The sequence below is a fragment of the Streptomyces sp. MJM8645 genome, assembly GCF_001625365.1.
Lineage (GTDB): Bacteria > Actinomycetota > Actinomycetes > Streptomycetales > Streptomycetaceae > Kitasatospora.
On record NZ_LJJF01000001.1, the window covers coordinates 2,200,128 to 2,213,403 of the forward strand.

Consider the following 13,276-nt stretch of genomic DNA (forward strand, 5'->3'; position numbering starts at 1 on the left):
GCGCGCCCGGCGCCCACTGCTCACACGGGAGCCCTCGCACGAATTCGAAACCGCTTCCCGATCACCCTTACGAGTGAAGTGACCGGCTCTACGTTGAGCCACTCCCGCCTCGAAAGTAACTTCAGTCCTGCGAACGGGAGTTGCCCCGACAGTTGCCCCGACCGGGGGTCGGGAAGGCGCTCCGCCGGACACGGGCCCTGGCGAGACCGGGCCCGGGGCGGGCACGGCCGGGGCTCCTGCCCCAGGCGCGGCACCGCCGTACCAGGGCGGTGCGCCGCACCGGGGCGGCACGCCACACCGAGGCGGCACTCCCGTTCAGGGGCGGCACTCCCGCTCCTTCCGAGGAAACCGATCAGGCCGGGCCGCACGCCCGGGTGCCGGAGCAGGTGGGCACCCGCGGGCGGCGGACGAGACGAAGGGATGTGGTGGCGAATGGCGGCGGGCACATCGCTGCGTACGGCCGGGGGCGGGGAATCGGCGGGCCACGGGCCGGATGCGGCCGGACCGTGGCCGGAGAAGACGCGGGCGGCGCTGGCAGAGGCCGGCGGCCGGGGAGGCGGCGGCGACTGGGAGGTCACCGCCGGGGGCTTCTGGTGCACGGCCAGGCCGCCCGCGTCGGTTCCACTCCCGGAGCAGGGCTGGAAGCTCCACGTCAGCGCGGCCTCGGCGGCGGGCGAAGCAGTGCTCGCGGCCGTCGTACGGGCTCTCGCCGACGACCCGTGCCCGTTCAAGTTCGCCGCCGGGGAGCAGCGGCTGCGCGAGCTCAACTCCCGTAACAGCGATCGGGGTTCGGCCGGCAAGTTCATCACCGTCTACCCGGCCGACGACGCCCAGTTCCGGCGGCTGGCCGCCGGACTCGACCGGGCCACCGCCGGACTGCCCGGGCCCGTCGTGCTCTCCGACCGCCCCTACCGGCCCGGCAGCCTGGTCCACTACCGGTACGGCGCCTTCGCGGCCCGCGCCGAGCTCGGCCACGACGGGGAGTACCGGTCCGTCCTGCACGGGCCGGACGGCGAACGGGCCGAGGACGTGCGCGGCGCCTCCTACCGGGCGCCGTCCTGGGCCAGCGACCCGCTGGAGACCGGTGCGGCCCGGCCGGGGCCGAAACGCGGCGCGGGCGTGCTGCTCGCCGAGCGGTACGCGATCACCGCCGCCGTACGGCACAGCACCAAGGGCGGGGTCTTCCTCGGCCGGGAGGCCGCGAGCGGCGCCGAGGTCGTGGTCAAGCAGGCCCGCGCACACATCGAGATCGACCGGGCCGGCACCGACGCCCGCGACGCCCTGCGGCACGAGGCCGCCCTGCTGACCCGGCTGGACGGGCAGGGCCTGGCACCCCGCCCGATCGAACTGATCGAACGGGACGACTCCGTCTTCCTCGTGCAGGAACGAATCGCCGGACAGCCGCTCGGCGCGTGGGTCGCCGCCCGGCTGCGGCGCGACGGCAGCCCCGACGTCGACTGGGCCGACGCCGGACCGGTCGCGCACGCCCTCCTCGACCTCGTCGACCGGGTGCACACCCAAGGACTCGTCCTGCGCGACCTCTCCCCCGGCAACGTGATGGTCCGCCCCGACGGCCGCCTCCGGCTCGTCGACCTCGAACTCGCCGCCGAAACCGGCCGCCCCGCCGGCTCCGCCGGCACCCCCGGCTACCGCGCCCCCGAACAGGGGCCCGGCCGACTCGGCCTCGTCCACGACGGCACCTGCGTCGCCGACCCGGCCGTCGACCTGTACGCCCTCGGCGGCCTGCTCTTCCTCCTCGCCACCGGCCACGACCCGCTGCTCCCGGACGACCTGCCCCGGGCCCGCCCGGTCACCGAGCGCCTCGGCCGCTGGCTCACCCTCGCCGCCCGCACCGGCACCACCGCCCGCCGCCTCGCCCCCGCCGTCCTCGGCCTCCGGGCCGAACAGCCGGGGCAGCGCTGGAGCCTCGCCCAGGCCAGGGCGGAACTCACGGGCGGAGCCACTGCGGAAGCCCGGCGCAGCGGTGACACACGCCCGGGCGGGGCTCCCGGTGCCGCGCACGGGCATGAGACCACCACCGCCGTCACCCCCCTGTGGCAGGCCCCGAACCGGCGGACCGCGCACACCCGGCACCCCGACGGCCCCCATGCCGCCTGCCCGACCGGCGACGCCGCCACCGCACCCCCGCAGCGAGCCGCCGACGGCAGTGCCGCGCCCGCCAGGGCCGGTGCCATGCGGGCCGCCGCCGCTCCGCCGTGGCGCGCTGCGGCCCACCGGGCCGCGCCCGCCGAGCACTCCGCCGACGCCCACGACGACCGTTCCGCGACCGACCCGACCGACCCGGCCGCCGCGACCGCCGCGACCGGCGGCCCCCGGGCTGCCGTCCGACCCGACGGCGCCGCTGCGGACGCAACCTGCCGCGCGTCGGCCGGCCTCCTCGACCGGGTGCTGTGCGACGGCCTGCGGCAGCTGGCCGTCACGGCCACGCCGCTGCGGCGGGACCGGTTGTGGCCGGTCGTACCCGCCGGGGAGCGGACGGATCCGTGCAATGTGCAGCACGGCGCCGCCGGGGTGCTGGCGGTGCTGGCGCGGGCGGTGGCGGCGGAGGACCTGCCGGGCGAGGTGCGCGCGGAGGCCGCGCGGACGGCACGGACGGCCGCCGGGTGGATCGAACAGCGCCTGGCCGCCGAGCCGGTGGTGCTGCCCGGGCTGCACTTCGGGCGGTCGGGGACGGCCTGGGCGCTGCTGGACGCCGCCCGGGCGTTGGGCGACGACGCGCTGGCCGTTCGGGCCGCCGCGCTCGCCCGGCGGATCCCCGTCGAGTGGCCCAACCCCGACGTCTGCCACGGCGCAGCCGGCTCCGGGTTCACCCAACTCCGCTTTGCGGCGGCAGACATCACCTCCCTCGATCCGGACTTCCTCGACCGCGCCGCCCACTGCGGCCACGCCCTGCTCGCCGCCGCCCGGCACGAGCCGTACGGGCGGGTGTGGCCGGTGCCGGCGGACTTCGACTCGGCGCTCGCCGGGATCACCCACCTGGGCTTCGCGCACGGCGTGGCCGGTGTGGGCGCCTTCCTGCTGGCCGCCGCCGAGGCGACCGGCGACCGCGACCTGCTCGCCGGCGCCGTCGAGGCCGGGCGCACACTCGCCGCGACCGTCCGCTGGGACGCGCCGCGCGAGAGCGCCTGGTGGCCGCAGAGCGCGGACGATCCGGACCGCGTCAGGCTGGCGCACTGGTGCAGCGGCTCGTCCGGCGTGGGCACCTTCCTGCTGCGGCTCTGGCGGGCCACCGGCGACGCCACCGCGCACGGGCTGGCGCTGGCCGCCGGGCGCGCCGTACTGGCCGGGCGCTGGCACGGCGGGGTGAGCGCCTGCCACGGCCTGGCCGGCGACGGCGAGTACCTGCTCGACCTTGCCGAGGCCGCCGATGCCGCCGATGTCGCCGACGAGCGGGAATTCCGTTCCGGCGCCGAGGAGTTGGCGCAGCTGATCGCTGCTCGGTCGGCGCTGCGGGGCGGCCTGCTGGTGCTGCCGGACGAGACCGGGACGGGCTGCGCGGCAGGCTACGGCACCGGCGCGGCGGGCGCGTTGGCCTTCCTGCTGCGGCTGCGGCACGGCGGCCCCCGGCTCTGGGTGGATCCGGTGCCGCCCGCCGTACGCCGGTCCCAGGGCGCGGCAAGCGGGGTGAGCGGGGCATGAACGTGGCCACCCGGACCGTCGCGCAGGCGCTGCGCCGACTGAGTTTCACCTTCGCCGCCGACGGCGGTCACGCCGCCTGCCTCGCCTCGGCCGCCGACGGCGGCTGGTACGTGGAGAGTTGGCGGCTGCCGTCGGACGGCGGGCCGGCCACGCCGCTCGCGTTGCCGCTGCCCGGCAACCGGTCGGAGAGCCTGCGTTCGCAACTGGTCGCGCTGCCGGACGGCTCGGTGCTGGTCTGCCGGCACGACGGCGAGCGGCACGACCTGGTCCGCCTCTCGTACGGCGAGAACGGCGCCGTGGAACAACAGGTGGCCACGATCCGGATGCCCGGGCTGCGGCTGCTGCCGATCCCGACGCCCCCCGGGGCCGGTCCTCGGACGCCGGTGGCGCTCGCCCTCGGGACGGACACCCGCCCGGCGACCACCGCCTGGCTGGTGCGGACGGACGGCAGCGAGCCCGAACGGGTCGCCGAGATCCCGGGGTTGCACGGCGGCGGCGCCTGGCTGGACCACGCCGGGGCGCTGCTGGCGCTGGACCGGGTGAACGCGGGGCTCGTCCGCACCGTGGTGCTGGACCTGCGCAGCGGCACGACCACCCCGCTGCTGGAGATCGGCGAGCGCAGCAACGACCGGCTGGTGCTGTTCGACCCGGACAGCCGGTTCGCGATGGTGCGCAGCGACGCGCCGGGCACCGACCGGCTCGGCTGGGGCGTGCTGGGCGGCGGCGAACCGCTGCGGTTCCCGGAGTGCCTGCACGTCGCGGGCATGTTCCTGCGGCCGGTCGCGCTGCGGCGGACGGCGGACGGCCCGCAGGTGGCGGTGCAGGTCGACCACGGCGCCGGCTCCGCGCTCGCCCTGTGGCGGGCCGCCGCCGGCCGGCTGGACCAGCTGCCGGTACCGCCCGGCCGGCTCGGCGCGGTCGGCCACTGGGGCGGGGCGGCGCTGCGGCTCCCGTACTCCTCGCCCGACCACCCGGCGGCGCTGGCCGCCCTGGACGTGGAAGCGCTGCTGGCGCACGGCCCGGCGAAGCCCGGGTCCGGCCCGATGCCGATGCCGCTGCCACTGCAACTGGCGCCGCTGGGCTCCGGCCTGCCCGGCCCGTGGCGGGACACCGTGCTGCCCTGGCAGCCCGGCGGTCCGCGCACCCCCCGCACCCGGCCGCCGGGTTGGCGGGTGGACGGCAGCACCGCACCCGGGGACGGCGGCCGCTGGCAGCCCGCGCAGAGCCTCGAACTCGCCGGTCCGGCCGGGCCGTTGGAGGCCGTGGTGTACGGCGGGGACACCTGGCTGAGCAGCCCGCACCTGGTGCTGGCGCTGCACGGGGGCCCGGCGGACGCCTGGCGGCTGGAGTTCGACCCGGCCCTTCAGCGGATGGCCGCCGAGGGCCTGGCCGTGATCGCACCGAACCAGCGCGGCTCCACCGGCTACGGGGTGGCGCACGCGATGGCCATCCGGGGCGCCTGGGGCGGGCCCGACCTGGACGACGTGCTGTACCTGCTGGACGGCATCGCCGGCCAGCGCGCGGCACTCGGGCTGGAGCCGCCGGCCCTGTTCGGGGTCAGCTACGGCGCGTTCCTGGCGCTGCTGGCGGCCGCGCACGCGCCGGCCGAGCAGGTGTCCCGCTGCGCGGTGGTCGCACCGTTCCTGTCCGGCGCCCGGCTGCTGGCCGAAGCGGCGGCCCCCGTACGGGCGTTGACCACCCGGCTGGCCGGCGACGAGCCGATCACCGACGCCCGTGGCCCGCGCGACGTCCTCCAGCTGGCGCACCGGCTGAGCGCCCCACTGCTGGTGGTGCACGGCAACCGGGACGAGGTCGTGCCGGTGAGCCAGTCCCGTTCGCTGCGGCACGAGTTGCTGCGGATCGGCCGGGTCGAGGGCGCGGACTTCCGGTACGTCGAGGCGGCCGGATCGGGCCACGAGGTGCTCGCCGAGGAGGGCGCGGCCGTGCTGCACGAGCTGCTGGCCGCCTTCCTGCGGACCGGCCGACCGGGCTGACCGGAGCCCCGGCACCTCGGTACGTCGACACCTCGGCACCTCGACTCCTCAGGACGTCGACACGTCGGTACCTCGACATCTCAGGACGTCGGCACCTCGACACCTCGACATCTCAGGACGTCGACACCTCACCACACAGACTCCCGGGCCCGACGCGGCCCGGGGCACCACCCCGGCGCGGCGGACCGAGCCGCCCGGGGGCGACACCCGATGCCCGCAGGCAGATCGCGGCGGGCGTAGTTCCAGGGGAGGAACCCGATCATGGAGAACATGGTGGACTTCGAGACCGACCTCGCGGCGCTGCAGGACCTGCCGGAGACCGAGTCCGTCGAGCTGACCGGCCACGGCGCCGGCTGCCAGTACACCTGTCTCATCCTCACCTGCCTGATCTTCACCAACAGCTGATCCAGGCGGTGAGCCGTGGGTGCCGTCCCCGCCTGTCCGGACAGGCGGGGACGGCACCGTCCGTTTCCCTGCACGTGCCCGACCCTCCCCCCCCCGACCCGACGTTCCGACGGGAGCTCCGACTTGCCCCGCCGCCCCACCGGCTGGACCCTCGCACTCGGCATCGCCCTGCCGGTCGAGGCCGCCACCACGCTCGCCCTGCCCGCCGCGCTCGCCGCGGCCGTCGACGCCGCCCTCGGCCACCGGCCCGGGCCCGGCGCCTTCGTGCGGCTCGCCCTCGTCCTGGGCGTGGCCGCCGCGGCCAATGCCACCGCCGCCGCGGCCGGCCCGGCCTGCTCCGCCGAGGCCACCGCCGCCCTGCGCGGGCGTCTCGTCCGCCACCTGCTCGCCCTCGGACCCGGCGGCCGGCTCCGCCACGGACCACCGCCCGGCGACCTCGCCGCCCGCCTGCTGGGCTCGGCCGGCGACGCGGGCGGCCGACTGCCCGCCGTCCTCGGCGCGGCCACGGCGCTGCTCACCTCGGCGGGCGCGATCGTCGGGCTCGGGCTGCTGTCGCCGTGGCTGGCGCTCGCCTTCTTCGCGGGCGTCGTCCCCGGCGTGGTGCTGATCCGGCTCTTCCTGCGCGAGGCCGGGCCGGTGTTCGCCCGCTACCAGGAGGTCCAGGCCGACCTTGCCGCCCGGCTCAGCGGCGCCCTCACCGGACTGCGCAGCATCCACGCCGCCGGTGCCGAACAGCGCGAGGCGACACGGGTGTTGGCGCCGCTGCCGGGCCTGTCCGCCGCCGGGCACGCGCTCTGGGCGGCGCAGCGGCGCACCGCCTGGCAGGCCACCCTGCTGATCGCGGTGGTCGAGGTCGCGGTGCTCGCCACCGCCGGGACCCTCCTCGCCGACAGCGCCCTGGCCCCCGGGGCGCTCGCCGCCGCGGCCGGCTGGGCTGCCCTCGGCGCCGGGCTCTTCGAGCAGGTCGAGGCGCTGGTCGCGGTGGCGCACGCCCGCGCCGGGCAGACCCGGGCCGACGAACTGCTGGCCGTCCGCCCGGCCGAACCCGGCCGGGCGGCCCTCCCCGTCGGCGGCTACGGGGAGGTCGTCCTGCGCGGCGTGGTGGTGCGCGACGGCGACCGGGTGCTGCTCGGCCCGCTCGACCTGACGATCCCCGGCGGCCGCACGGTCGCACTGGTGGGGCGCTCCGGCTCCGGCAAGTCCCTGCTGGCCGCGCTGCCCGGGCGGCTGCGCGACCCCGACGAGGGCGCCGTACTGATCGACGGTGTCCCGGTGGACGCGCTGGCCCCGTCCGAACTGCGGCACGCGGTCGGCTACGCCTTCGCCCGGCCCGCCCTGGTCGGCCGCACCGTCCGCGACGCGCTGGCCGGCGCCGGCCCCGCCGAGGCGGCGGCCGCCCGCGCGGACGGCTTCCTCCAGCGGCTGCCCCGGGGCTGGGACACCCCGCTCGACGAACTCCGGCTCTCCGGCGGCGAACTGCAACGCCTCGGCCTGGCCCGGCTCCTGGCCCAGCCCGCCCGGGTCGTCGTCCTCGACGACGCCACCTCGGGCCTGGACCTCGCCACCGAGTACCAGGTCAGCGAGGCCCTCGACCGCGCCACCCTCGGCCGCACCCGGCTGGTGGTCGCCCACCGCGCCGGGGTCGCCGCCCGCGCCGACCTCGTCGCCTGGCTCGACGCCGGCCGCCTGCGCGCCCTCGCCCCGCACACCGCCCTCCTCGCCGACCCCGACTACCGCGCCGCCCTGTCGGACACCGCCCTCCAGACGGCCTCCGCCTGATGGCCCGCCACCGCGCCCCGTCCGACGGCGGCGCAGGAAGTCGGCCCGATCGACTTCCTGTGCACCCAGCCACCCCGGCGCCCGGCCCGAGAAGTCGGCATCGCCGACGGCCCGCAACGGCCGGGGCCCCGCGCCGGCCCGGCGCGGGCCGACTGCCCGGCACCGGAAGTCGGCGTCGTCGACTTCCCGCGTCCGCCTCCCCCGGATGGGCGCTGCTGTTCCGGCAACTGGCCGTCACGCGCGGGCCGCTGCTCCGGCTGCTCGGCTGGTCCGGGGTGGAGGCGCTGCCGCCGCTGCTGTCCGGGCTGTTCGTCTCGGCCGCCGTCGACCAGGGGTTCCTGGCCGGGCGGCCGGGGGCCGGGGTGGCCTGGCTGGCCGGGTTCGGCGCCGCGATGGCCGTCCGGGCGTACGCGGCGCGGGCCGGGTTCCCGCACCTGGCGGGGGTGGTGGAGCCGTTGCGGGACGCCCTGGTCGAGCGGGTGGTCCACAGCGCGCTCGCCCGACCGTCGGCGGATCCGGCCGAGCTCGCCCGGCTCACCGAACAGGTGGAGTCCGCACGGCAGTTGACCGCCACCCTGCTGCGCACCCTGCGCGGCGTCGGGGTCACCCTGGTCGCCGCCCTGGCCGGCCTGGCGCTGCTGGCGCCCGCCGTCCTGCCGCTGGTCCTGCTGCCGCTGCTCGCCGCCGGGTTCCTCTTCTTCCGTCTGCTGCGCCCGCTGGTGGCGCGGCGGAGGGTGGTCGTGCTCGCCGAGGAGCGGCTGGCCGCCGAGGCGGGGCGGGCGCTGCACGGGTTGCGCGACGTGCAGGCCACGGGCACCCGGGAGCAGGTCGCCGAGGCGCTGACCGGGGCCGCCCGGGCGAGCGCCGCCGCCGCCCGCGCCCTGGGCCGGGCTTCGGCCTTGCGCGCGCTGGTCGTGGCCCTCGGCGGCCGGCTGCCCGTCCTGGCCGTCCTCGCCGCCGCGCCGTGGCTGCTCGCCCGCGAGGCCCTGACCCCCGGCGAACTGCTCGGCGTCGCGACCTATCTGCTGCAGCAACTCGACCCGGCGGTCAGGACGTTGGCGGGTACGGTCGGCGGCTGGCTGCTCAACCTCGCCGTCGTCCTGGACCGCCTGGCCGCCACCACGAGCGACCCCCCGGCGGACGCCGCCCCCGGCGCGCTGCCCGGGACAGCCCCGGGGCAGGAGCCGGAGGTGCGGGTCAGCGGGTTGGGGTACGGGCACGGCGGGGCCGGGACGCCGGTGCTGGAGGGCCTGGAGTTCGGGTTCGGGCCCGGGGAGCACGTGGCCGTGGTGGGGGTGAGCGGGGCGGGGAAGTCGACGCTGGCGGCCCTGCTGGCCGGGGTGCTGGCGCCGACGGGCGGGGCCGTGTCGGTGGGCGGGGTGCGGCCGGACGGGCTGGCGGGGGCGGCGCGGGCGCGGCTGGTGGCGCTGGTGCCGCAGGAGGCGTACGTGTTTCCGGGGCCGGTGCGGTCCAACCTGACCTGGCTCTCCCCGGAGGCCACGGAGGAACAACTCGCCCGTGCCGTCCGCTTGCTGGGGGCTGATCGGCAGGTCGCGCGTCATGATCTCGATAGGATCTCGTCCGTTCCGGCCGTTATGGTGGCCGGGGCACGGGCCGCGATCACCGGCTGTGGCGCGTACCGAGCGCCCGATCGGGGACCCGACCGCGCGCCGCCAAGCGCCGGCCGGGCGCCGATGACCTGCACCCTCCGCACGGAAAAGACGATTTCTGATGTCCGACACCCTCACCGACACCACCGGACCCACGGCCAACGGGACCGACGCCGACGAGAGCACCGCCTGGGACGCCTCGTCGCACGGCCGGCACCGGGGCCGGTCCGCCGCCGACGACACGCCCGAGGCCGACCCGCACGGCCGGCACCGCGCCGCGGCGGACCGGGGCTGAGCACACCCGCACCGGGAGGGCCCGTCGGGGGGAGCACCCCCCGGCGGGCCCTCGTCGCGTCCTGGGTCCTGGGTTCGGGGTCCCGGGTCCTGGGTTCGGGGTCCCGGGTCCTGGGTTCGGGGTCCCGGGTCCTGGGTTCGGGGTCCCGGGTCCTGGGTTCGGGGTCCCGGGTCCTGGGTTCGGGGTCCCGGGTCCTGGGTTCGGGGTCCCGGGTCCTGGGTTCGGGGAGGGCGCGCGGCTCAGCGCCCCAGCGTCACGACCGTCCGCAGCGCCTCGCCGCTGCGCATCTGGGCGATCGCCTCGTTGACGTCCGACAGGTCGACGCGGTGGCTGATCATGCCGTCGAGGTCGATCCGCCCGGCCCGCCACAGGTCGACGACCAGGGCGATGGTGCGGGCCACCGGCGCCCCGCCGTAGAGCGAGGGCAGCAGGCGCTTCTCGTTGAAGAACAGCTCGCCCATGGTGAACTGCGCGAGGTCGTCCTGCGCGCCGGCGCCGATCACCACGACCGCGCCGCCGCGCCGGGCCGCGTCGTAGCCGGCCCGGACGGTGGCGGACCGGCCGACGGCCTCGAAGACGTAGTCGAAGCCGCCGCCGGGCAGGCCCTTCGCCGCCGCCTTGAGGTCCTCGGGGGCGATCGCCTCGGTCGCGCCGAAGGCCAGTGCCCGCTCGCGGCGCGAGACGACCGGGTCGACGACGGTGATCCGGGCGGCGCCGCAGACCCGGGCGCCCTGCACGGCGGCGACCCCGACCCCGCCCGCGCCGATCACCGCGACGGAGGCGCCGGGTTCGACCCGGGCGGTGTTGACGGCGGCGCCGACGCCCGTGGTCACCCCGCAGCCGATCAGCGCGGCGGCCTCGTACGGCAGGTCGGCGGGCACCTTGATGACGGCGTCCGCGGCGACCACGACCTCCTCGGCGAACGCCCCGGTGCCGTAGAACCCGGAGGCCTCGACCGCCGCGCCGCCGTTCTCGAAGCGGAAGCCGGGCGCGCCGAGCCGCCGCAGGCTGGCGATGCACAGGTGGCCGCGGCCCCGCTCGCAGTGCGCGCAGCGGCCGCAGGGCGCCATCCAGCAGAGCACCACGCGGTCGCCGGGGGCGAGGCCGGTCACGCCCTCACCGACCTCCACGACCTCCCCGGCCCCCTCGTGCCCGGGGACGAACGGCGCGGGCTGCGGCAGGACGCCGCTCATCGCCGAGAGGTCGGAGTGGCAGAGGCTGGCGGCGCGCATCCGGACCCGTACGGCGCCCGGCCCGAAGCCGACGGCCGTCACGTCCTCCCGGACGTCGAGGGTCTCCTGGCCGGTCTTGTGCAGGACGGCTGCGCGCATGGGGCTGCTCCCGGTGTGCCTCGTGTGCTCGGTTTCCACGGTCGGGCCCGATTCTGACACGGGCGACCCGACCCGACTAGAACACGTTCCAGGGCCGCTGTGGTCCACCCCTCTACCGTCGAGTAGGGTCCGGGTCGAACGCGTTCGCGCACGTCCCGAGCCCGAGGAGCACCGTCATGTCCGACCTGCTGGAGAGTGTCCGCCCGGCGGCCGAGGTGCTGGCGGCGTTCGAGGCGGCCACCGGGTTCATGCCGGTGGACGAGGGGCTGGCGCTGTACGCGGCGGCGGTGACGGCGGCGCAGCGCACCGGGCTGCCGCTGCTGGAGATCGGCACCTACTGCGGCCGCTCGGCGGTCCTGCTGGCGGCGGCCGCCCGGGAGGCCGGGACGACCGCGCTGACGGTGGACCACCACCGCGGCTCGGAGGAGCAGCAGCCCGGCTGGGAGTACCACGACCCGACGCTGGTGGACCCGGAGGTGGGGCTGATGGACACCCTGCCGCGGTTCCGCCGGACGCTGCACGCCGCCGGGCTGGAGGAGCACGTGGTGGCCCTGGTGGGCCGCTCGCCGCGGATCGCGGCGCTGTGGGGGCGGCCGCTGGCCCTGGTGTTCATCGACGGCGGGCACACCGACGAGCACGCGACCGGCGACTACGAGGGCTGGGCCCCGCACCTGGCGCCGGACGGGCTGCTGGTGGTGCACGACGTGTTCCCGGACCCGGCGGACGGCGGCCAGGCCCCGTACCGGGTGTTCCTGCGGGCGCTGGCCGAGGGCTTCGAGGAGGTCTCGGTGACGGGCTCGCTGCGCGTCCTGCGCCGGACCGCCGCGAGCTAGCCGCCCGCCCTAGCCGCCCGCCCTAGCCGCCCACCGCCCGATCCGCCGGCCGATCCGCCGAGCGGCCCCACAGCCCTGCACGGATGCTCTAACGTCGTGCCGGAGCTGTCGGGCGGAGGTTCGAACGGTACGGTGTCCGCGCAGCACCAGGCAGAGCATCGGCGGACGGTGGGGGCTAACGGTGGGGGCTAGCGGCACATGACGGACCAGCACAACACCGCTCCGGCAGTCTGGGACCCCACCGCGCGCGGCGGCGCGGGCGGCTGGGTGCGCGGCCCGCAGCGACCCGCCGAGCCCACCCCGGCACAGCCGAACCCGGCGCAGCCCGCCCCCGCTCAGCCCACCGCCGGCGCCGTCGGGGACCAGGGCCCGCCGCTGGGCGCCCGCCCGTACCTGGCCGCCCCGCAGCCGCCGTCCGTACCGCCGCCGGCGCCGTTCCCCTCCCGCGCGTCCGCGCAGACCCCGGGCCCCGGCTACGTGTCCGGCGAGGCCCCCGGCCCCGGCTACGTGTACCCGCCGCAGCCGCCCGCCGGCCCGCAGCAGCCCCCGTACGTCCCGTACCAGGGACAGCCCGACTACCCCGCCGCTTACCCCGCCGACCACCCCGTCGGCTACGAGGACCTGGACGACGAGGACCGCCCGAGCAACCGGAAGGCGCCGCTGCTGATCGGCTTCGCACTGCTCCTGGTGGTGGCGGTCGGCGGCGGCCTGCTGGTGGCCGCCCGGAACAGCGGCGACAAGAAGGACCAGGCCTCGCCCGCCCCGCCGTCCGCCTCCGCGACGTCCACCGGGAACCCGCCGACGGGCCCGGCGCCCACCGGAACGGACGCCGCGCCGAACGGCGCCACCGACCCGGCCTCGTCCGCCGCGGCGCCGTCCCCGACCGCGAGCGGTGCCGGCGCCAACGCCAAGACGCAGGCGCAGGCCCTGGACGGCCTGCTCACCGAGGGCGAGAGCGCGAAGGCCCCGATCGGCAGCGCGGTCGCCAAGGTGAGCAGCTGCCCGGCGAAGGCCGACATCGAGAGCGCGGCGCAGGTGTTCGACAACGGCGCCAAGCAGCGCGACGGACTGCTGCGCAAGCTCGCCGGGCTGAGCGCCTCCGACGTGCCGGGCGGCGCGGACGCGATGGCGTCGCTGAAGTCCGCCTGGCAGCTGTCGGCCGACATCGACCGGGCGTACGCGAACTGGGCGCGGGCGGTCGCCGGCCAGGGCTGCTCGGGCTCGGCCCCGAACACCGCCGACAAGAAGCGGGCCGACGAGCTCAACCCGCAGGCCACCCAGGCGAAGAAGGACTTCGCGGGGAAGTGGAAGCCGATCGCCGACACGTACGGCCTCACCCCGCGCACCCAGGACAGGATCTGATCCACCC

At 77.5% G+C, this 13,276-nt stretch carries 10 protein-coding genes; 7 read left to right on the plus strand and 3 right to left on the minus strand.

Features of this window, described 5'->3' with window-relative positions; genetic code table 11:
* Positions 1-432: 432 nt before the first annotated feature.
* The 4 genes from A6F73_RS09400 (at position 433) to A6F73_RS09410 (ending at position 7,838) form a co-directional block, all read left to right on the plus strand.
* Positions 433-3,660, plus strand: a complete 3,228-nt coding sequence (locus A6F73_RS09400) for a lanthionine synthetase LanC family protein (RefSeq protein WP_063347376.1) — start codon at positions 433-435, stop codon at positions 3,658-3,660.
* Entirely contained in the window at positions 3,657-5,654 is a 1,998-nt protein-coding gene (locus A6F73_RS09405; RefSeq protein WP_063347377.1) for an alpha/beta fold hydrolase, read from the plus strand. The genes A6F73_RS09400 and A6F73_RS09405 overlap by 4 nt, the downstream gene beginning before the upstream one ends.
* 261 nt (positions 5,655-5,915) lie before the next feature.
* Positions 5,916-6,059, plus strand: coding sequence for a VenA family class IV lanthipeptide (locus tag A6F73_RS41365; protein WP_159398410.1), 144 nt, complete (start codon positions 5,916-5,918; stop codon positions 6,057-6,059).
* Positions 6,060-6,182: 123 nt separating this feature from the next.
* On the plus strand, positions 6,183-7,838 hold the full coding sequence (locus tag A6F73_RS09410) for an ABC transporter ATP-binding protein (protein ID WP_244293341.1): 1,656 nt from the start codon (positions 6,183-6,185) through the stop codon (positions 7,836-7,838).
* Here the strand turns inward: A6F73_RS09410 and A6F73_RS42965 are convergent.
* Entirely contained in the window at positions 7,790-8,872 is a 1,083-nt protein-coding gene (locus A6F73_RS42965) for a hypothetical protein (protein WP_244293342.1), read from the minus strand. The genes A6F73_RS09410 and A6F73_RS42965 overlap by 49 nt on opposite strands.
* Positions 8,857-9,312: a hypothetical protein gene (locus tag A6F73_RS42970; protein ID WP_244293343.1), complete on the minus strand. Its 456-nt coding sequence runs from the start codon at positions 9,310-9,312 to the stop codon at positions 8,857-8,859. Before A6F73_RS42970 ends, A6F73_RS42965 begins: the two co-directional genes overlap by 16 nt.
* 257 nt (positions 9,313-9,569) lie before the next feature.
* On the opposite strand from A6F73_RS42970, the gene A6F73_RS41370 reads away from it, so the two are divergent.
* Entirely contained in the window at positions 9,570-9,743 is a 174-nt protein-coding gene (locus A6F73_RS41370; RefSeq protein ID WP_159398411.1) for a hypothetical protein, read from the plus strand.
* Positions 9,744-9,982: 239 nt separating this feature from the next.
* Here the strand turns inward: A6F73_RS41370 and A6F73_RS09420 are convergent, their stop codons facing one another.
* A complete protein-coding gene (locus A6F73_RS09420; protein WP_063347379.1) occupies positions 9,983-11,074 on the minus strand; it encodes an alcohol dehydrogenase catalytic domain-containing protein in 1,092 nt (363 codons plus the stop codon).
* Between the two features lie 176 nt (positions 11,075-11,250).
* On the opposite strand from A6F73_RS09420, the gene A6F73_RS09425 reads away from it, so the two are divergent.
* The gene (locus A6F73_RS09425) at positions 11,251-11,907 is read left to right on the plus strand and encodes a class I SAM-dependent methyltransferase (protein ID WP_063347380.1); all 657 of its coding nucleotides are present in this window, start codon (positions 11,251-11,253) and stop codon (positions 11,905-11,907) included.
* A 198-nt stretch (positions 11,908-12,105) separates the two neighbouring features.
* On the plus strand, positions 12,106-13,269 hold the full coding sequence (locus A6F73_RS09430) for a hypothetical protein (protein ID WP_063347381.1): 1,164 nt from the start codon (positions 12,106-12,108) through the stop codon (positions 13,267-13,269).
* Positions 13,270-13,276: the final 7 nt, after the last annotated feature.

Excerpts from the sequence above, each read along its gene's own strand:
- A6F73_RS09400 (WP_063347376.1), top strand. The coding sequence starts at position 433 with ATGGCGGCGGGCACATCGCTGCGTACGGCCGGGGGCGGGGAATCGGCG.
- A6F73_RS09405 (WP_063347377.1), top strand. The coding sequence starts at position 3,657 with ATGAACGTGGCCACCCGGACCGTCGCGCAGGCGCTGCGCCGACTGAGT.
- A6F73_RS41365 (WP_159398410.1), top strand. The coding sequence starts at position 5,916 with ATGGAGAACATGGTGGACTTCGAGACCGACCTCGCGGCGCTGCAGGAC.
- A6F73_RS41370 (WP_159398411.1), top strand. The coding sequence starts at position 9,570 with ATGTCCGACACCCTCACCGACACCACCGGACCCACGGCCAACGGGACC.
- A6F73_RS09420 (WP_063347379.1), bottom strand. The coding sequence starts at position 11,074 with ATGCGCGCAGCCGTCCTGCACAAGACCGGCCAGGAGACCCTCGACGTC.
- A6F73_RS09425 (WP_063347380.1), top strand. The coding sequence starts at position 11,251 with ATGTCCGACCTGCTGGAGAGTGTCCGCCCGGCGGCCGAGGTGCTGGCG.
- A6F73_RS09430 (WP_063347381.1), top strand. The coding sequence starts at position 12,106 with ATGACGGACCAGCACAACACCGCTCCGGCAGTCTGGGACCCCACCGCG.